This is a genomic window from Pelagibacterium sp. H642, from assembly GCF_031202855.1.
Taxonomy (GTDB): domain Bacteria; phylum Pseudomonadota; class Alphaproteobacteria; order Rhizobiales; family Devosiaceae; genus Pelagibacterium.
On sequence record NZ_CP101829.1, the window covers coordinates 2,956,251 to 2,974,011 of the forward strand.

The following is a 17,761-nucleotide window of genomic DNA, read 5'->3' on the forward strand; positions in this document are numbered from 1 at the left end:
GTTGCCAAGGGGAGTGAGTCTTACGATGTCGGTAGAGGCCCTTGCTGACGACTATCGTCCCTCCGAGGACGAGGAATTTATGAACGCGCGGCAGCGCGAATATTTCCGCAAGAAGCTCAATGCCTGGAAGGACGAGATCCTTCGCGAAAGCCGGGCGACACTGGAAAATCTCCAGGAAGAGAGCACCAACCACCCGGACATGGCCGATCGCGCATCGTCGGAAAGCGACAGGGCGCTCGAATTGCGCACCCGCGACCGGCAGCGCAAGCTGATTGCCAAGATCGACGCGGCTTTAAAGCGTATCGAGGATGGGTCGTACGGCTATTGCGAGGAAACCGGCGAGCCGATCGGCCTGGCACGGCTCGATGCGCGGCCGACCGCCACGCTGAGCCTGGAAGCCCAGGAGATGCACGAGCGACGCGAGAAGGTCTATCGCGACGATTGATTTCATGAGTCGTTCAAAATGATTACGGCGGTCTGTTGAAGGAAAACTTCAGCGGGCCGCTTTTTGTTTGGCAGATGAGTTTCACGTCAGCGCAACCTCACGCGTCACGCCGATCGCTTCCAGGAACGGGCGGTCATGGCTGACGACGAGCAGGGCGCCGTCATAGGCGGAAAGCCCGGCCTCGACGGCCTGTATGGAATCCAGATCAAGATGATTGGTGGGCTCATCAAGGATCAGGAGCTGGGGTGGAGTTGGCGTGCCGAGCACGCAGGCGAGGCCGGCGCGTAAGGTTTCCCCGCCCGAGAGCGTGCCCACGATCTGAAGAGCGGCGTCGGCGCGGAACTTGAACCGGGCGAGGGCGGCACGGCAGGCGTTTTCCGTCGAGCCGGGATTGAGGGCAAGAAAGTTGTCCCGGATGGTCAGTGCTGGATCGAGAACGGATACCTGTTGATCGAGGAAGGCGTGAGGGATGTGAACCGACACAGTGCCCGAGATCGGCGCCAGGCTTCCGGTTATGAGGTTCAAGAGCGTGGTTTTGCCTGACCCGTTGGGGCCGGTGATCGCGATACGCTCGGGGCCGGTGAGTGCTAACGAAAAATTCGACAGAACAGGCTGGCTGGGATCGTAGCCGGCCGAGACGGCATCGAGGGTGAGCACCTTTCTGCTCGGAGGCAGATTGGCCGGCGGGACCGAGACGGTGACAGGTTGGAGGATTTCGATCTTCTCGCGCGCCGATTGGGCATCGACCTGGGCCTGCTCACGGCGACGATCGGCGAGGCGGGCATTTTCGCCGCTGGTGTTCTCGGCATTGTTCTTCATGCCGCCCAGTAGAATACGCGGCAGATCGCCCTTGGCCTTCTTGCGTTTGCCGGCGGAGTCGGAGCGGGCCTGACGCTCTCTGGTCTGCTGGGCCTTTCTTTCGACTTCGGTGATGCGGCGTTCGGCGGTGGCCAGATCATGCTCGGCGGCGGCGAGTTCGATGGCCTTGCGCTCGCGATAGAAGGTATAGTTGCCACCATAGGTGGTAGCGCCGAGGCTGGTGAGTTCGACAATCGCGTCCATCGTATCGAGCAGTTCGCGGTCGTGGCTGACTACGACCGCGCCGCCGCGCCAGGAGGCGAGAAGGATGACGACCGCGTTGCGACCGTCGCGGTCGAGGTTGTTGGTGGGTTCGTCCAGGAGGAGGAAGTCCGGCTCGGCGAAGACCAGGGCAGCGAGCATGGCCCGGGTGCGCTGGCCACCAGAGAGGGTGGCGAGCGGGGTATCGGCATCCGCGGCGAGATCGAAGCGGGCGAGGGACTCGGCAAGGCGAGCTTCGAGGGTCCAGTCGGCATCGGCCAGATCTTCGGCGCTGGCGATGCCAGCTTCGGCGCGGGCAAGGAGCGCCAGGGCGTTGCGAACGCCGAAGAGGTCGGCGATCGTTTCACTCGGGCCGGCCTGGAGCGACTGGCGCAGCATGCCGATGGAGCCCTCGACGGTGACCACACCCGACTGGGGAGCGAGGGCGCCGGTTATGAGTTTTAGAAGTGTCGACTTGCCCACACCATTGCGGCCGACGAGGCCGGTGCGCTGGCGGGAGAAGGCGAGATCAAGATTGGAAAAGAGCTGGGTGCCGTCAGGTGTGGCGTAGCTGAGGGCGGAAAGTATGATGTGTGCGGGCATGGGAAATGGTCTGCGTGCTGACGTTGCGGAAAAGGGCTTGCGTCAGACGGAAATCCATTTGGGCACACATCCTGTTGGTGTTGCGGGATGGACGGAAGATAGGGGTTGAGGGCGCGGTGTCAAGTTCAGGAAGGAAGGGCAGCAACCGTCAAAGACACATTTTGCGATGCGCGCAGATCGTCGGCGGCCCGCTGATCGTGGTGGCGCTGGTCTATGCCCTCTCGAAGGTTTCAAAGCCCAAACACCCGCATCCCGGCGAGTGATTGCGGAGACCGTGCGCGCCCGAACATTGCGTATCGGCGCTTTTGCTATCGTGCGGAGCCTGCCGCTCACCCGTACCGCTTCTTTAAGTGCGCGATGAAGATGTCCGGGTTGAGCGTTTCGCCGGTGGCACGCTTGAGAAGGTCCGGCGTGGAGTAGCGGGAGGCCTGTTGCCAGATGTTTTCGGCTCGCCAGGCGTTGACGCCGGAGAAATCGCCCGCAGCGATCTGATCGAGGACATTAGGCATGGCTTTCTCGATTGATTGCCATTGCTGGGCGGCGATCAGGGCGCCCAGGGTGTAGGAGGGGAAATAGCCGAAGAGGCCGGCGGACCAATGGACATCCTGCATTGGGCCGTCCTTGGGATTGTCGATGGTCGAGAGGCCGAGATATTCGGTCATTTTCGCGTCCCATGCCTCGGGGAGGTCGATGACTTCGAGCGTACCGCCGATCAAAGCCTGTTCGAGTTCGAAGCGCAGGATGATGTGGAGCGGGTAAGTCACCTCGTCGGCATCGACGCGAATGTAGCCGCGCTCGACCTTGTTGACCTCGGCCACCACGTCCTCGACATCCCAGCCCGCCAAGGCCCCTTCGCCCAGATGAGTGGCGACGATGGGCATGGCCCACTCCCAGAATTGCGGGGCATGGGCGAGTTGCTGTTCGACGAACAGCGATTGGCTTTCATGCATGGCCATGCCGCGGGCTTGCCCCACCGCCATATGGGAAAGTGCCTTGGGAAGACCCTGTTCGTATAGGGCGTGGCCGGTTTCGTGCAGCACACCCATGAGGGAGGTCAGGAACTCGTCGGTGCGATAGCGCGTGGTCATCCGCACATCGGTGGGAACGCCGCCGCAGAAGGGGTGGTGGGAAACGTCGAGCCGGCCATGGGTGAAATCAAAGCCGAGGGCCTGCATCATCGAGAGGCCGAGTTCGCGCTGCTTTTCGATAGCGAACGGGCCCTTGACCGTCTTCGGCGGGCGCGCCTCGTGGCGGCGGGCCTGGGCCTCCAGTGCCTCGGGCACGAAATCGATGAGGAAGGATTTGAGTTTTTCGAGCACCAGAGCGACGTCGGCGACGCGGTTGCCGGGGTCGAACTGTTCCATCAGCGCATCGTAAGGAGCAAGGCCGAGGGCATCGGCGCGCATATGGGCTTCCTCGCGGGCCAGCGCCACGACGCCTTCAAGCGCAGGGGCGAAATTGGCCCAATCGTTTTTTGCGCGCAAATCGCGCCAAAGCTGTTCGGAGCGCATCTCGGCCTGGGACTTGCGGCGCACGAAATCGGCAGGCAGGCACGTGGCGTTTGTGTAGACGCGCTTGAATTCGCGCAGGGCGAGTTGCTGCTCCTCCGAGAGGTCCTCGCTTTCGGCTTTGGCGATCCAATCGCCGATTTCGGGCGCCGTCGCCGTCTCGTGCCGCAGGCCGTGGAGGAAGGACACGGACTCGGCGCGCTTTTCGCCGCCGCCCACCGGCATGTTGGTCGCCTCGTCCGCAGAAAGGATTGCGATGGCGTGCTCGATGGATTCGAGCTTGCGGCCAAGAGCTTCGAGATCGGCGAAGGACATGAGGGGGCTCCAGAAAGAATTCGCATTCTTGTAGCGATCCAGGTGAGCCAAGGGAAGCGCTGCAGGTTTTGCTTCCGCAGGCGTCAGGGAAATGTCAGGCACATAGGCGTAAAAGCCGGGATGGCGGGATCAAAGGAGTATGCAATGATAAACATAAAGTTCGCTCTCGTCGCCAGCCTGTTGATCGCAGCGCCCGGCGCGGCGCTGGCCCAGGAAGCTCCCGAGACCTGCGAGCCGCAGACTGTCGCGCAATGGCTCGGTCTCGAAACTATTTCCGGCTGCACCGATGAGGGAGCCGAAGATGGCGATGAGACTGCCGAATCGGAAGGACCGCTCCAAGGGCTTCTCCAGGCCCATGAATCTTCAGGCGGCAAATCGACTGCCGCGCTGGAACACGCCAACTCCATGAGCGGCGGGGCCGTACTCGCGGCACACTCGCAGGCAGGTGCGGAGGATGAGGACGAAACCGAGGACGACGAAGAGGCCGAGGACGAAGAAGATAATGGAAACGGTCGGCCCGACAATCCTGGGCGTCCAGATGGCGTCGGCGGTGGGCGTCCTTAACCGGGATTGCTTCGGCTTTTCCCATGCATGAGAGCCGAAACAGGAAAGGCGCAGCGGGGAGCTGCGCCTTTCTCATATACGGTCCGACGGGGAGGACGGACCGGGAGCCGGCTGCCGCAAGGTTGGGGAACGGCAGGCGGCTGGGGAGGAGCCGAGGATGAGCTAGGGGCTCACCCCGATCTTGTTTAGAACGGCAGGATAGCGTCGAGGATCTGCTGGCCGTAGCGGGGTTGCTGGACATCGGTGATCTGGCCGCGGCCGCCATAGGCGATACGGGCCTCGGCGATTTTCGAGGAGTCGATGGTGTTGTCCGAGGCGATATCCTCGGGACGAACGATGCCGGCGACGATCAGGTCGCGCACTTCGAAATTGACGCGCACTTCCTGGCGGCCTTCGATGACGAGGTTGCCGTTGGGGAGCACCTGGGTGACCACGGCGGCGACCTGAGTGGTCAGGCGTTCCGAGCGGTTGACCGAGCCATTGCCCGAATTGGTGATGCCCGAATTGGTGCCGATAGCGGCATCGGCGGTGACATCGGCGGGGGCGACGGAGTTGAAGATCGAGCCTAGCGCTCCGCCCAGACCGGCCTCGTTTGACGACGAGCGGGTGGCGGTGGTGGTGTTGCCGATCTGGGCGCGGTCGTCGATGGTGACGACGACGGTGAGGATGTCGCCCACCTTGCCGGCGCGCTGGTCCTTGAAAAAGCCGCGGGCATCGGAGCGGAACAGCGAGTTGGGCTGGTAGACGGCGGGCTCGGCGGCGGGCATGGGCATGGTGACCGGACGATAACCGGCGGTGACCGTGGGGTCGACGATTGGGCTGAGGGCCGGAGCGCGGCCCACATTGGCGAGGCGATCGGAAGTGGTGGCGCAGCCGGCGATGGCCGAAACCAGCATCAGGCCGGTCATGATCTTGAAAAATGCGTTCATTTTGGTTCCCCGTTGGTAGAGAGCCACGCTTCCCCAAGCGCGGCGATTGCAAGGTTAGAGGCCGGCGACCTGCTGGCTGCCGGAAATGACGGTGACGGTGCCATCTTGCGTGGCGACGCCTTGCAGGACCTTGTTGCTCATGGTGTTGAGCACGGTGACGGGCTCGGAAAGGCTGGCGGCGTTGAGGGCTTTGCCGGTGGTGGTGAGGGTCAGCGCGCCCTGCTGATAGATGACGGTCACATTCTCGTTGCGCGAGATGATCTTGGGCGCGGCGATATCGGAGGGGCGCAGCATGACGCCGGCGCGGGTCTGGCGCTGGAGTTCCTTGCCCACCAGTTCCTCGATGGCGACCAGGCCGGTGGATTCCGCATAGGCCAGCGGGATCATGCGCATCTCGACATCGTCATGCGAGAGGATGGTGCCCTGGGGCAGGGTGCGGGTGAGGTGGGGGGCGGAGACCAGCAACTGGATTTGGCCCGAAAGATCGAGCGGACGATCGATGCCGGAAATCTGGAAGCGCGCCGAAAAGGTGGATGAGCCCGGCATGTAGCGCAGGATGGTGAGTGTCGCGGGCGTGGCGGTGTCGGTGGCGACCAGTTCGGGCAGGGGGGCGTCGAGCGCCAGATCCATGTCCATGTTGTCCGAGAGGATGCCCCGGGCGCGCAAATCGTCGGCGATGAGGTCCGAGAGAAGGGGCAGGTCGACCTGAGCACCGGCGCGAGCGACGCGGATGGTATCGAGACCGGCGGTTTCGAACTCATCGACACCGGCCGAACGCAGAGCCGCGGTGATGTCCTCGACCGATAGCACGCCCGAGGTGCCGGGGGCGGGTGCGCGGAACACGGCGGTTTCGGCCATAAGCCCGGCATTGTCGAAGAGATCGCCGACCGTGACGATGGCGGCATTGACGGTGACGTCGCCGCGCAGGAGCGGTTCGGCCTGGGTGGCGGTGGCCAGCGCGGCGAGGGTGAGGGCGAGGCCGGTGCGTTTGAGAAGCGAAGCGATCATCGTTCTTTATCCCTATGCCGGATCAGCGGAGTTGGGCGGTGGCCTGCATCATCTGGTCGGCGCCAGAAATCACGCGGGCATTCATTTCGTAGGCACGCTGGGCGGAGATGAGATCGGCCATCTCGGTCACCGCGTTGACGTTGGCGCTTTCGAGATAGCCCTGGAGCAGGCTGCCCATACCTTCCTGGCCGGGAAGCCCGACCTGGGCTTCGCCCGAGGCGGCGGTTTCGAGAAAGAGGTTGTCGCCCATCGATTCCAGGCCGCCCTTGTTGACGAACCGGGCCATCTGGATCTGGCCGAGCTGAACGGGCTCGGCAGCGCCGTTGATGAAGCCCTCGACGATGCCGTCGCGGCTGATGGAGACCGAGGTAGCATCGGCGGGAATGATGATGCCGGGCTCGATCTGGTAGCCATCGGTGGTGACCATCATGCCGGTGGCATCGCGCTCGAATGTGCCGTCGCGGGTGTAGGCGGTGCGGCCATCGGGAAGGGTGACCATGAAGAAGCCCTCGCCATTGATGGCAAGATCGAGCTCCTTTTCTGTGATGGCGGCGCTGCCCTGGCTCATCACGCGGGAGGTGGCCGAAAGGCGTACGCCCGAGCCGATCTCGATGCCGACCGGCACCTGGGTGCCGTTTTCAGAGGTCGAGGCGCCGGAGCGGCGGTAGGATTGGTAGAGCAGATCCTGGAATTCGGCGCGCTGGCGCTTGTAGCCCGTGGTGCGCATGTTGGCGATGTTGTTGGAGATGACCTCGACATTGCGCTCCTGGGCGGCCATGCCGGTCGATGCGATATAGAGTGCTTTCACGGTAGCTGCTCCTGGAACTATGCCTGGGTGTCGCCGAGCCGCTGGATGGCGGAGCGACGCAGTTCGTCCTGCTTGTTCATGAGGTCGGCGAGCGAGGAGTAAGCTCGCGTCACGCGGATCATTTCGGTCATTTCACCCACCCCCGAGACATTGGAGCGCTCAAGAGCGCCCTGGACGACCGCCGTGGCGGTGGCCGGGAGTGGCGTGCCGCCGGCAAACATGGTGTCGCCGGTGCGGGTGAGTTCCTGGGCGTTTTCGAATTCGACCACCTGGAGAGCGCCCTTGTTGCCGGCGCTGGAGGTGACGGCCCCTTCGGGGGTAATGGCGATGTCGATTTCTTCCGGCGCAAAGACGATCTGGTTACCGCCATCGGTGAGCACCGGATAGCCGTTCTGGGTCACCAGCACGCCGTCGGAATTGATTTCGAAGGCGCCATTGCGGGTATAGCGGATGCCCTCGGGAGCCTGGACGGCAAAGAAGCCTTCGCCGGCGAGCGCCAGATCGAGCGGATTGCCGGTCTGGGTCACTGCGCCCGGGGCGAGGTCGTGCATGGTCGCCCAGTCCTGCACGTAGGAGAGTTCCTGACTGCCGCGCGGAAAGGTGCGGTCGGCGGCGACCGGCATGATGTATTCTTCGAAAAGGATCGCCTCGGCCTTAAAGCCGGTCGAGTTGATGTTGGCCAGGTTGTTGGCCACCACATCCATCTGCCGCTGCAACGCCATCTGGCGCGACAGTCCGATCAGTTGCGCGTTCTCGATCATGCGCGGTTCCCCGTTGTTCGTCGCAAGCCACCTGCTTCCCCAAGTCGGCGGCTTCGTTCGGGACAATGCAGGGAGCATGCCAGCTTAGGAAATGTAGCGATCTCAAATAGTTAGCTGATGGGAAGATTGGTTTGCGCTGGAACATGGTTAACCGGCGGGAAAAATCTACCCGGCAATAACTGCCGCCCCGTATCCAAATCGTAACCATTCGTTAACCCTGTGGGCATTAGCTGGGCGAACGGAAAAAGCGCCGGAAACCGGGGGATTCGTAAGGCCTGCCATGAGCGATGTGACCGAAACGGACGTTAACGCCGCATCCGCTGCCGGCAAGAAGGGCCTGCCCCGGATCGCCTTGATCGGCGGCGGGGTGGCGCTGGTGCTGATCCTGGGTGGGGCTGGCGCTTTCTTTTTCACCCAGTCCGGGTCATCCGGCGGCCATGAAGAAGCAGCCGCCGCGGCAGCGACGACGGCGTTCTACGACCTGCCCGACATTACGGTAAACCTTAATTCCGATGACGGGGCGCCCACATTCCTGCGGCTCAAGGTGACGCTGGAAGTGCGCGACGAAGCGATGATCGCGATGATCGAGCCCAAGATGGCGCGGGTGCTCGATGCCTTCCAGGTCTATTTGCGCGAGCTGCGCCGCTCCGATCTGGAAGGATCGGCTGGCATCTACCGGCTGCGCGAGGAATTGCAGCGCCGGGTCAACCTCGCCGTCTATCCGGCGAGCGTCGACAATATCCTGTTCAAGGAAATCCTCATTCAGTAGGGCATGATGGCCAACGAAACCGGAAATGGAGACGGCGGCGGGCTGGGCGACGATTGGGCCGCCATGCTCGAAGCGGAAGCCGGAGGCGGCGACACTGCCGGCCGCGTGCTCAACCAGGACGAGATCGACTCGCTTTTGGGCTTCGATGCGAGCGCGAGTTCGAGCGTCGAGTTGACGGGGGTACGGGCGCTGATCAATTCGGCGCTGGTCTCTTACGAACGCCTGCCGATGCTGGAAATCGCCTTCGACCGGCTGGTGCGGCTGGCGACGACGACGCTGCGCAATTTCACTTCCGACAATGTAGAAGTCTCGCTCGATTCGATCACGTCGGTGCGGTTCGGAGACTATCTGAACTCCATTCCGCTGCCGGCCATCCTGTCGGTGATCAAGGCCGAGGAATGGGACAATTTCGGGCTGCTGACCGTGGACAGCTCGCTCATCTACTCGATGATCGACGTGCTGCTCGGCGGGCGGCGTGGAACGAGTGTCATCCGCGTCGACGGGCGGCCCTACACCACCATCGAGATGGCCCTGGCGCGGCGGATGATCGAGCACATTCTCGATGACATGCGCAAGGCGTTCGAGCCGTTGGCGCAGGTGACGTTCAAGCTCGACCGGATGGAAACCAATCCGCGCTTTGCCGCCATCTCGCGGCCCGGGAACGCGGCCATCCTCGTCGAGCTGCGGATCGACATGGACGATCGCGGCGGCAAGATCGAGATCATGCTGCCCTATGCCACGATCGAGCCGATCCGCGAACAATTGCTCCAGATGTATATGGGCGAAAAGTTCGGCCGCGATCCGATATGGGAAGGGCATCTGGCGACCGAGATCTATGCCGCCGATACCGAGATATCGGCGGTGCTGCATGAACTCGAACTGCCGCTCTCCAAGGTGCTCAAGCTCGCCGAGGGCGATACGATCATGTTCGACCGCGCGCCCTCTGATCCGGTGACGCTCAGATGCGGCGATGTCGATCTCACTAAGGCGGTGATGGGGCATATCGGGAAGAACGTTTCGGTCCGGGTGACCCGGCCGCTCAACCCGCCAAAGGTGACGATGGCGGCATTCGAGGCGATGGAAGAAAGCGCGGAAGGCAAATAAAATGGGGTTGCCGCTGGGATTGATAATCGAGATTGCCGTCGCCGTTCTGCTCGCGACGACAATCGGTTACTGCGTGGTTCTCAACAGGCGAATCAAGATGCTGCATGCCGATCGCGCGGCCCTGCAGCAGATGATCGCCGATCTGGTGCAAGCCACCACCATGGCCAACGGGGCGATCAAGGGCCTCAAGGAAACCGCGATCGAAGCCGACGAGCGGCTCAATCAGCGTTTGAACGATGCCGAGCGCTTCGCCATCGAACTGGCCAATCACGTCAATGCTGGCCAGGCGGTGATGGACCGGATCGCCAAGATCACCCAGGCGGCGCGCTCGCCCAGTGGCGGTGGTGACGGTAACCGTGCGGGCTCGGCGCTGCGCACGCTGCAGGAACACCAGCGGCGGCGGGAGAGCGCGGCGTGAAGCAGATCCGGCTACTCCCTGTCGTTGTTCTGGCCGCTTCGGCGCTGCTGGTGCTCAAGACCTTCGGTATCGTGTCGGGGCAGGGGTATATTCTGGGCGGGGTGAGCGCGGCACAGGCGGCGGGCGCCGGAACAGCGCAGGCAGAAGTGGCGTCCGAAGCCGTCGAGGCCGAGCATGGCGAACTCAGTCCATCCGAAGCGGCGGCTGAAGCTCTTTTCGATGCGGTGCCATCCCATGTCGCGCGGGATGGTGAAGTCAATATTCTCGAGGCGGCCAATGACGGCGCGGCTATGCCGGTTGATGCCCTTGCGGGATCGAGCGAGGCGCTGATCCTGGAGAGGCTCACGGAGCGACGGGCCGAACTTGATGCGCTGGCCGCCGAGCTCGAAACGCGGCTCGCCGTGGTCGAGGCGGCGGAGCTGCGTATCGAGGAGCGCATGGCGGAACTGAGCGCCATCGAGGCTGAAATCAATGCCTTGGTCGATGCTCAGGAGACGGCAGAAGCCGAGCAGTTCGCAGCCATCGTGGCCATGTATGAGAACATGCGTGCCGGCGATGCGGCGACGATCTTCAACGATCTCGACCGCGATGTGCTCGTGCGCGTGGGTCGCGCAATGAGCCCGCGCAAGCTGGGCCCGATCATGGCTGAGATGGACACGTCCAAGGCGCAGGAGCTGACCGTGCTGCTGGCTCAGACCGGGCCGACAGGCCAAGCCGGCCTCCCCGAGCCGACAACGCCCGACTATGCCAATCTGCCGCAGATCGTCGGGCAATAGCCGGCTTTTCCGGTAAGGCCATCTTAAGCGCTGGTGACTAGTCTGCCTCCGAAGTCAGGGCGGCAGGCAGAATGCTTTCGACCACACAGAAACGTGGACGCTCCAATGCTGTGATTTTCGACGCCGCGAGAGCTATCTCGCTGGCGTTTTTGTTGCTAGCCGGGTTTCTGGTTTCAACAGCGGCGGCGCGTGCCGAGGAGAGAATAACGCTCGAAGCGCAGCGGCACGAGAATTACGGCCGGCTGATCCTCACCTTTACCGACCGGCTGACGCTGCCCGAGCATGCGGTGTCCAGCGACAACGGCGTGCTGGTGATCGAGGCGCCTGGCGAGCCGATGAGCGGGTTCCTGCCCGATGTGGGCACGATTCTGAGTGAATATGTCGCCGTTGCACGGTTCGACCCGGACCGGACCAGCATCCGGATGGGCCTGCGCGGCAATTTCCAGGTCAATACCATCGCCGCCGGAGAACAGCTCTATATTGACCTACTCCCCGCCGACTGGGTGGGACTGCCGCCGGCGCTGCCGCCCGAAGTGGTGGCGCGGCTGGCCGAGCGGGCTGAAGAGGCGGCACGGATTGCCGAGGAGCGGCGGCGGGCCGAGATGGCCGCCGAATATGATCCGCAGCCGGAAATCCGGGTGGGGCGGCATCCCACATTCTCGCGTATCGCGTTCTCCTGGAATGTGGGTACCAAGGCCGAGTTTACCCGCGAGGGCGGCGCGGCCTCGCTGCGGTTCGATTGGCCGGTGCCGGTCGATCTTTATCCGATCCTTTCGGACAAGCCGGTCGAGTTGGGAGAAGTCGAAAATATTGTTCATGGGGCCGATACCGAAATCACGTTCGAGGTGGCTGCAGACGTCGAGGTCCGCTTCTATGAACAATCGAGCAGCGAGTTCATTCTCGATGTCGGCATTCCCGGAAGCGATGAGGAGACCTTCGATATCGCCGCGATAGCGGCGGAGCTCGAGGGAACTGCAGGACCCGACGCGCAAGGTGCGACTGATCCGGCGGATTACAGCGAACCGGAAAATTCGGGGGTCGTGCGACCGCATGTCAGCACGGTCGGGGCAACGGTTCGGGTGGTGTTTCCCTTCACCGAGGAAACGCCCGCAGCCGTGTTCCGGCGCGGCAATGTCTTGTGGATGCTGTTCGACACACGGACCCAACTGGCACGGCCGGACGAGCAATCGAGCGAAATCCTGGACGGGTTGGCGAGCGACTTCACCGTCGAAAGCACCGGGGCGGCCTATGTGGTGCGCATGGTTCTTAACGAGAACCGGCTTGCAACCCTGGCCTCGGAAGGCAGGGCATGGGTGCTTTCGCTGGGGGACATCCTGCTTTCGGCTACGCGCCCGGTGACCCTGGAGCGGCGGAAATCGCCGCAGGGATTGTACGAAATGCTGGCCGATCTGGAACGGCCCGCGCAGGTGCATCAGTTGCGCGATCCCGAGGTGGGCGACATTCTCGATGTCGTCACCGTCTATCCCCCGGCGCGAGGCGTCGTGCGCGATCTCGAATTCGTTGATTTCCAGGCGCCTCGCTCGGTGCATGGGCTGGTCGTCAAGCCACTGCATGAAGGCGTGAGCGTTTCGATCGAGGACCAATACGCGGTGATCGCCGCCGACTCTGGCCTGACACTTTCGGCCGATGACGGGGTGCGCTATCGCACGCCGGAAACATCGAGCCAGAGCGCTCTCGATCTGGTTTCCGTCATGGCGCTTAATCCGGAAGCGTTCAATGCGGCGCGTAACGACCTTCTGGCGCAGATTTCGCGGGCCGAGGGGCGGGCACTTGACCGGGCACGGCTCGATCTGGCCCAGTTCTACCTGGGCAACAACCTGGCTTTCGAAGCCATAGGCGTGCTCGAGGTCATGGAGCGGGAATTGCGGCAGGAGGCCCTGACCCCGCAGATGAATGCGACGCTCGCGGCGGCAAACGCGCTGGCCGGAAGGGCGGAGGACGCGCTGACGCTGCTCAATAGCGATGCAATGCGCGACGAAGCCGATGCCATGGTGTGGCGCACCATCGCCAAGGTCGAAAGCGGTGATTTCGCCGGCGCGCGGCTCGATGCGTTCGGGGCCGACACAGTGGTGGACAACTATCCCAACTGGATCCGTTCGCGCTTCCATCTTGCCGCCATCCGTGCGGCGGTGGAGGAGGAAGACGTTGAGATGGCCACCGACATGTTGGGCATCGTCGATCTCGCGACGCTCTCGCGCGATCAAGTGGCCGAATATGAGTTGCTCGCCGGCCGGCTCGACCAGCTCAACGGGCTCTATGCGGAGGCGCTGGAAAGCTATGGACGGGTGATCGCGTCGGACCGGCGCATGGCGTCGACCGAAGCGGTCCTGCGCACGATCGAGCTGCTCGATGAGATGGGAAGCCTCGATATGGCGCGCGCCATCGATACACTTGCGGTGCAATCGACGATCTGGCGCGGCGATCAGCTCGAGATCGACATCGTTGCAAAGCTCACCGACCTGCAATACCGCAACGGGGACTACCGCGACGCGTTCGTCCTCACGCGGGAAATGGCCGACAGTTTCGAGGATGCAAGCCTTCTCGATCCGTTGCTGGCACGGGCACGGGTGGAGTTTTCCGGGCTGTTCCTCGATGGACAGGCGGATTCGCTCGACCCTGTCGCGGCGCTGGCCATCTACTACGACTACCGCCACCTCACCCCGCCGGGTGCGGAGGGCGACATGATGATCCGCAACCTGGCCCAGCGGCTTATCGAGGTCGATCTGCTGGCGCAAGCCGCCGAATTGCTGCGCTATCAGGTGGACAATCGCCTGGAGGGCGCTTCGCGGGCCCAGGTCGCGGCCGATCTGGCCGTGGTCCACATCGCCAATCGCGATCCCAATTCGGCGTTGCGCGCGCTCTACGATACGCGGCTGGCGGGGCTGCCGCCGGGATTGCAGCGCCAGCGGCGGGTGCTGGAGGCCAGTGCGCTGATCCAGGCCAACCGGCAGGATCTGGCGCTCGACTTGCTCTCGAGCCTCTCGGGGCGGGACATCGAATTGCTGCGCATCGATGCGCTCTGGAAGGCGCGGCGCTATTCGCAGGCGAGCGAACTCATCGAAGCGCTTTATTCCCCCGACCTCGCTAACGGCGAACTCAGCCCGGTGGGGCGTTCCAACGTGGTCAAGGCGGCGGTGGGCTATGTTCTGGCCAACGACCAGATCGGCCTCTCACGGCTGCGCAGCCGGTTCTCGGGCGTAATGGCGACGACGCCGGAATGGCCGATGTTCGCTTTCGTTTCCGAAGAGGTCAATCCGGAGGGTTCGACCTTCCGCGAGATTGCGCGGCAGGTGGCCGATACCCAGGCGATCAACGGATTTCTGAACGCTTATCGCGAGATTTATGCCGGGCAGGACGCGGTGACACCGCTGCGGGCCGCACCCGAGGCAGGAGCGGTGGCGAGCTTGTAAGGGATTTGGCCCGGCGCTGATCCGGCAATCGCTTATGCTTCGATTGACCTCGCTTTGCGAGGTTGAGCCTCACCCCGTAAAGCTCCGTATCAGCGATCCTGCCACCAGGTGCCAGCCGTCGACGAGGACGAAGAAGATCAGCTTGAAGGGTAGGGAGATGATGACCGGGGGGAGCATCATCATGCCCATGCTCATGAGCACCGAGGCCACGACCATGTCGATGACCACGAAGGGAAGAAAGAGCAGGAAGCCGATCTCGAAGGCTCGGCGCAACTCGGAGATCATGAAGGCCGGGATGAGGATGCGCAACTCGAGCTCTTCGGGATTTTCTGGGGCAGGGGTCTCGGTGAGATCCATGAACAGCATCACGTCCTGCTCGCGGACATGGGTGCGCATGAATTCGTGCACAGGGCCGGCGCTCAACTCGAGAGCTTCGGCCATCTCGACTTCGCCGGCAATCAAGGGAGCGATGCCAGCGTTATAGCTGGCCTCGAGGGTCGGCGCCATGATGAAGGCGGTCAGAAACAGCGCAAGCGAGATCATCACCGAATTGGGCGGCGCTGTCTGCAGGCCGATGGCGGTGCGCAGCAACGAGAGCACGACCACGATACGCGTAAAGCTCGTGACCATCACCAGGATGGAGGGAGCCAGCGCGAGAACGGTGATGAGCGCGATCAACTGGATCCCGCGCTCGGTCAGTGTGGTCTCGTCGCCGAAATCGATCGAGATGTCCTGGGCGAGGCCCACGCCAGGAAGGAGGAGAAGGGAGGCTGTGGCAAGTCCGAGGCCCAGCAGCAAGGCCGCGCCGGGGCGAAGGCCACGGCGCGCTGGCGCGTCAGGACTTGGAGGTGGCGTCCTCGTAATCTTTATCCCTCGCCTCAAGCAGCGGTTCGGGTTCCACCGTGGTGGTCGCCGTCATCGCTAAGCTTGTAGCTGAGTCGGAAGAGCCGCGGCCCGGTTTGTCGGTCTTTCCCCCATCGAGTTGCGGTTCGGTATCGACCGGGCGCAAAAGGCCGGTGTGGCGCAGGGAGCCAGTATTGGGCCTAATGGGCGCCACCGGCTCGGGCGCGGCGACGGGAGCATGTTCTGCCGGCTTGCGGCGCTGAGGACGCTGAACCTGCTGCACTGGGGGAGCGGAAAAGCCGGATTCGACCACCAGATCGTTGGGGCCGCCGATGACGATCAGGTGCTCTGTTTCGTCGCGGCGGACGATCACGGCCTGGCGCTTGTTGTCGATGGCGATCGAATCGATGACGGCGAGGCGCCGGTTACGGCCGCGTCCCACATTGCGCGAGGCATCGCCCACCAGCTTGATCAGCCACACCGCGAGCACGATGAGGACCACCACGATGGCGAGCGCGATGAACATGGTGACGTAATTGGTTTCGCCGCCGAACAGGCTGGTCAGAAATCCCACGAGCAAGCTCCAAATGATTGGCCCCTATCGCCCGACACATAACGGCAGGCGCGATGGCGGGCAATACTTGCCTAGCATAGGACATCATGGGGCCAAAATAGGGAGAATTCGGCAGCGCATATGACCCATGGTTAACGGCTCATTAACCATGTGATGGGCAGAATTTGCCCAGTTAACAAAGTCTGACCGGATTCGCACTTCCATGGCCATTGGCGACCTGCCGATTTTTGCGGCGCTCAGGAACAAAATGCAATGGCACCAGACGCGCCAGACGCTTTTGGCCGAAAACGTCGCCAATGCGGAAACGCCTGGCTATCGCGGGCGCGATCTTACGGCTTTCTCCACCGATGATGCAGTGCGCGGGACGGCGAGCGTTACCACGCTCGCGACCAATGCACGGCACTATGCCGTGGGCACCGACCCGTCGCGCGCAATGGGTGCTCGGACGATGAACAGCTTCGAGATCATGCCCGAGGGCAATGGGGTGACGCTGGAAGAAGAGATGATGAAGGTCACCACCAACCAGATGGATTACCAGGCGGCAACGACGCTTTATTCGCGCTCCATGCGCGTGATCAGGATCGCGCTCGGCAAGCAGGCGTAAGGAATACCCAATGAATGACTTCATGACATCGATCAAGATTGCCGGCTCGGGGCTCAACGCCCAGACGGCGCGCATGCGGGTGATCGCCGAAAACATGGCCAACGCGGATTCGGCTGCCCGGACGCCTGACGAGGACCCGTATCGGCGCAAGATTCCGACCTTTCACGCCATGCTCAACCGCGAGCTGGGTGCTTATGAAGTGAGCGTAGGGCCGCTTTCGCCGGATATGAGCGATTTTTCCTCGCGCTACGAGCCGGGACATCCGGCAGCCGACGAGAACGGTTATGTAAGCTATCCCAACGTCAACACGCTGATCGAGAGCATGGATATGCGCGAGGCGCAGCGGACGTATGAGGCCAACCTCAATGTGGTGACCGTAGCGCGGCAGATGCTGGGCCGGACGCTGGACATTCTGCGCGGGTAGGGCGCCGTGCCACCCGGTAGCGCGACAAGGATCCAAGGGGATTATTAAATGGCAACTCCGTTCAACGCCGCCGCCGCGGCTTATGGCAATGTCTCGCGGCTGATTTCCGATCAGGCGGCGGGTAAGCTCCCTGCGCCGAGCGCGGGCGCGGCGGGGCCTGATTTCGGCCAGATGCTGACCGAGCAACTCAACTCGGTGACCGAGGCTGGGCAACGGTCCGACCAGCTCGCCATCGACATGGTGAACGGCAAGGCCAATGTGATCGACGTGGTGACGGCACTGGCCGAAACCGAGACGGCGATGGAAACCATGGTGACGGTGCGGGATCGGGTGATTTCCGCCTATGAAGAAATCATGCGGATGCCAATTTAGTTTGGCCCATATCGGCCTGCAAATGGCATTCGCCTGCGCTTCCGGTGCTCACGTACTCCAAGTACGCTCCGCTCCGGTTCTCGACGAATACCATTTTCGGCTCGATCTGAGCCAAACTGCTCATCACGCGCATGTATGATGTAAACTCTCGTTAACGAATCGCGTGGGGCCGAGATGACAGGGGCAGAGACGCTCGACATTGCTACGTCCGGCATCTGGACGCTGATCATCATTTCGGCACCCATGATGATCGTGGGGCTGGTGATCGGCGTGATCATCGCGCTGTTCCAGGCGCTGACCCAGATCCAGGAAATGACGCTGGTGTTCGTGCCCAAGATCATCGCGATCTTCGTCACCATGCTTTTGACGCTGCCGTTCATGGGGGCGACGATGGCGGCCTATATGAACGAGATCGTCGATATGATCATCATGGGCTTTTAACGGGC

19 protein-coding genes are annotated in these 17,761 nt (G+C 62.8%); 11 read left to right on the forward strand and 8 right to left on the reverse strand.

Annotated elements, in window-relative coordinates:
- Positions 1-25 precede the first annotated feature (25 nt).
- A complete protein-coding gene (gene dksA / locus NO934_RS14505; RefSeq protein ID WP_309160679.1) occupies positions 26-445 on the forward strand; it encodes an RNA polymerase-binding protein DksA in 420 nt (139 codons plus the stop codon).
- A gap of 81 nt (positions 446-526) precedes the next feature.
- On the opposite strand, the gene NO934_RS14510 is transcribed toward dksA, so the two are convergent.
- Both NO934_RS14510 and NO934_RS14515 read right to left on the reverse strand, forming a co-directional pair.
- Positions 527-2,107, reverse strand: a complete 1,581-nt coding sequence (locus tag NO934_RS14510) for an ABC-F family ATP-binding cassette domain-containing protein (RefSeq protein WP_309160680.1) — start codon at positions 2,105-2,107, stop codon at positions 527-529.
- A gap of 329 nt (positions 2,108-2,436) precedes the next feature.
- Positions 2,437-3,930, reverse strand: a complete 1,494-nt coding sequence (locus NO934_RS14515) for a carboxypeptidase M32 (protein WP_309160681.1) — start codon at positions 3,928-3,930, stop codon at positions 2,437-2,439.
- A gap of 144 nt (positions 3,931-4,074) precedes the next feature.
- Between NO934_RS14515 and NO934_RS14520 the strand changes: the two genes are divergently transcribed.
- On the forward strand, positions 4,075-4,494 hold the full coding sequence (locus NO934_RS14520; RefSeq protein WP_309160682.1) for a hypothetical protein: 420 nt from the start codon (positions 4,075-4,077) through the stop codon (positions 4,492-4,494).
- Positions 4,495-4,679: 185 nt separating this feature from the next.
- Here the strand turns inward: NO934_RS14520 and flgH are convergent, their stop codons facing one another.
- The 4 genes from flgH to flgF are packed head-to-tail and all read right to left on the reverse strand — an operon-like array spanning position 4,680 to position 8,000.
- Positions 4,680-5,423, reverse strand: a complete 744-nt coding sequence (gene flgH / locus NO934_RS14525) for a flagellar basal body L-ring protein FlgH (RefSeq protein WP_309160683.1) — start codon at positions 5,421-5,423, stop codon at positions 4,680-4,682.
- Positions 5,424-5,477: 54 nt separating this feature from the next.
- Entirely contained in the window at positions 5,478-6,431 is a 954-nt protein-coding gene (gene flgA / locus NO934_RS14530; protein WP_309160684.1) for a flagellar basal body P-ring formation chaperone FlgA, read from the reverse strand.
- A gap of 22 nt (positions 6,432-6,453) precedes the next feature.
- Positions 6,454-7,239: a flagellar basal-body rod protein FlgG gene (gene flgG, locus NO934_RS14535; protein WP_309160685.1), complete on the reverse strand. Its 786-nt coding sequence runs from the start codon at positions 7,237-7,239 to the stop codon at positions 6,454-6,456.
- Positions 7,240-7,256: 17 nt separating this feature from the next.
- Positions 7,257-8,000, reverse strand: a complete 744-nt coding sequence (flgF, locus tag NO934_RS14540) for a flagellar basal-body rod protein FlgF (RefSeq protein WP_309160686.1) — start codon at positions 7,998-8,000, stop codon at positions 7,257-7,259.
- A 280-nt stretch (positions 8,001-8,280) separates the two neighbouring features.
- Between flgF and NO934_RS14545 the strand changes: the two genes are divergently transcribed.
- The 5 genes from NO934_RS14545 to NO934_RS14565 all read left to right on the forward strand — a co-directional run bounded on the left by NO934_RS14545 (position 8,281) and on the right by NO934_RS14565 (position 14,498).
- Complete coding sequence (locus NO934_RS14545; protein WP_309160687.1) at positions 8,281-8,769, forward strand: flagellar basal body-associated FliL family protein; 489 nt, start codon at positions 8,281-8,283, stop codon at positions 8,767-8,769.
- A gap of 3 nt (positions 8,770-8,772) precedes the next feature.
- A complete protein-coding gene (gene fliM / locus NO934_RS14550) occupies positions 8,773-9,873 on the forward strand; it encodes a flagellar motor switch protein FliM (RefSeq protein ID WP_375143258.1) in 1,101 nt (366 codons plus the stop codon).
- 1 nt (position 9,874) lies between these two features.
- Positions 9,875-10,291 (forward strand): DUF6468 domain-containing protein, encoded by a 417-nt coding sequence (locus tag NO934_RS14555; protein WP_309160689.1) that lies wholly within the window; start codon positions 9,875-9,877, stop codon positions 10,289-10,291.
- Positions 10,288-11,067, forward strand: a complete 780-nt coding sequence (locus tag NO934_RS14560) for a hypothetical protein (RefSeq protein ID WP_309160690.1) — start codon at positions 10,288-10,290, stop codon at positions 11,065-11,067. The genes NO934_RS14555 and NO934_RS14560 overlap by 4 nt, the downstream gene beginning before the upstream one ends.
- Positions 11,068-11,138: 71 nt before the next feature.
- A complete protein-coding gene (locus tag NO934_RS14565; RefSeq protein ID WP_309160691.1) occupies positions 11,139-14,498 on the forward strand; it encodes a hypothetical protein in 3,360 nt (1,119 codons plus the stop codon).
- 69 nt (positions 14,499-14,567) lie between these two features.
- On the opposite strand, the gene fliP is transcribed toward NO934_RS14565, so the two are convergent.
- On the reverse strand, positions 14,568-15,296 hold the full coding sequence (gene fliP / locus NO934_RS14570; protein ID WP_309160692.1) for a flagellar type III secretion system pore protein FliP: 729 nt from the start codon (positions 15,294-15,296) through the stop codon (positions 14,568-14,570).
- A 37-nt stretch (positions 15,297-15,333) separates the two neighbouring features.
- Positions 15,334-15,915 carry a flagellar biosynthetic protein FliO gene (locus tag NO934_RS14575; RefSeq protein ID WP_309160693.1) on the reverse strand — a complete coding sequence of 194 codons (582 nt, stop codon included), beginning with the start codon at positions 15,913-15,915 and terminating at the stop codon, positions 15,334-15,336.
- Positions 15,916-16,117: 202 nt separating this feature from the next.
- Between NO934_RS14575 and flgB the strand changes: the two genes are divergently transcribed.
- The 4 genes from flgB (at position 16,118) to fliQ (ending at position 17,756) form a co-directional block, all read left to right on the forward strand.
- Positions 16,118-16,519, forward strand: coding sequence for a flagellar basal body rod protein FlgB (gene flgB / locus NO934_RS14580; protein WP_309160694.1), 402 nt, complete (start codon positions 16,118-16,120; stop codon positions 16,517-16,519).
- 10 nt (positions 16,520-16,529) lie between these two features.
- Positions 16,530-16,943, forward strand: coding sequence for a flagellar basal body rod protein FlgC (gene flgC, locus NO934_RS14585; RefSeq protein ID WP_309160695.1), 414 nt, complete (start codon positions 16,530-16,532; stop codon positions 16,941-16,943).
- 48 nt (positions 16,944-16,991) lie between these two features.
- On the forward strand, positions 16,992-17,315 hold the full coding sequence (locus NO934_RS14590; protein ID WP_309160696.1) for a flagellar hook-basal body complex protein FliE: 324 nt from the start codon (positions 16,992-16,994) through the stop codon (positions 17,313-17,315).
- A gap of 174 nt (positions 17,316-17,489) precedes the next feature.
- Complete coding sequence (fliQ, locus tag NO934_RS14595) at positions 17,490-17,756, forward strand: flagellar biosynthesis protein FliQ (RefSeq protein ID WP_309160697.1); 267 nt, start codon at positions 17,490-17,492, stop codon at positions 17,754-17,756.
- Positions 17,757-17,761: the final 5 nt, after the last annotated feature.

Excerpts from the sequence above, each read along its gene's own strand:
- dksA (WP_309160679.1), top strand. The coding sequence starts at position 26 with ATGTCGGTAGAGGCCCTTGCTGACGACTATCGTCCCTCCGAGGACGAG.
- NO934_RS14510 (WP_309160680.1), bottom strand. The coding sequence starts at position 2,107 with ATGCCCGCACACATCATACTTTCCGCCCTCAGCTACGCCACACCTGAC.
- NO934_RS14515 (WP_309160681.1), bottom strand. The coding sequence starts at position 3,930 with ATGTCCTTCGCCGATCTCGAAGCTCTTGGCCGCAAGCTCGAATCCATC.
- NO934_RS14520 (WP_309160682.1), top strand. The coding sequence starts at position 4,075 with ATGATAAACATAAAGTTCGCTCTCGTCGCCAGCCTGTTGATCGCAGCG.
- flgH (WP_309160683.1), bottom strand. The coding sequence starts at position 5,423 with ATGAACGCATTTTTCAAGATCATGACCGGCCTGATGCTGGTTTCGGCC.
- flgA (WP_309160684.1), bottom strand. The coding sequence starts at position 6,431 with ATGATCGCTTCGCTTCTCAAACGCACCGGCCTCGCCCTCACCCTCGCC.
- flgF (WP_309160686.1), bottom strand. The coding sequence starts at position 8,000 with ATGATCGAGAACGCGCAACTGATCGGACTGTCGCGCCAGATGGCGTTG.
- NO934_RS14545 (WP_309160687.1), top strand. The coding sequence starts at position 8,281 with ATGAGCGATGTGACCGAAACGGACGTTAACGCCGCATCCGCTGCCGGC.
- fliM (WP_375143258.1), top strand. The coding sequence starts at position 8,773 with ATGATGGCCAACGAAACCGGAAATGGAGACGGCGGCGGGCTGGGCGAC.
- NO934_RS14555 (WP_309160689.1), top strand. The coding sequence starts at position 9,875 with ATGGGGTTGCCGCTGGGATTGATAATCGAGATTGCCGTCGCCGTTCTG.
- NO934_RS14565 (WP_309160691.1), top strand. The coding sequence starts at position 11,139 with ATGCTTTCGACCACACAGAAACGTGGACGCTCCAATGCTGTGATTTTC.
- flgB (WP_309160694.1), top strand. The coding sequence starts at position 16,118 with ATGGCCATTGGCGACCTGCCGATTTTTGCGGCGCTCAGGAACAAAATG.
- flgC (WP_309160695.1), top strand. The coding sequence starts at position 16,530 with ATGAATGACTTCATGACATCGATCAAGATTGCCGGCTCGGGGCTCAAC.
- NO934_RS14590 (WP_309160696.1), top strand. The coding sequence starts at position 16,992 with ATGGCAACTCCGTTCAACGCCGCCGCCGCGGCTTATGGCAATGTCTCG.
- fliQ (WP_309160697.1), top strand. The coding sequence starts at position 17,490 with ATGACAGGGGCAGAGACGCTCGACATTGCTACGTCCGGCATCTGGACG.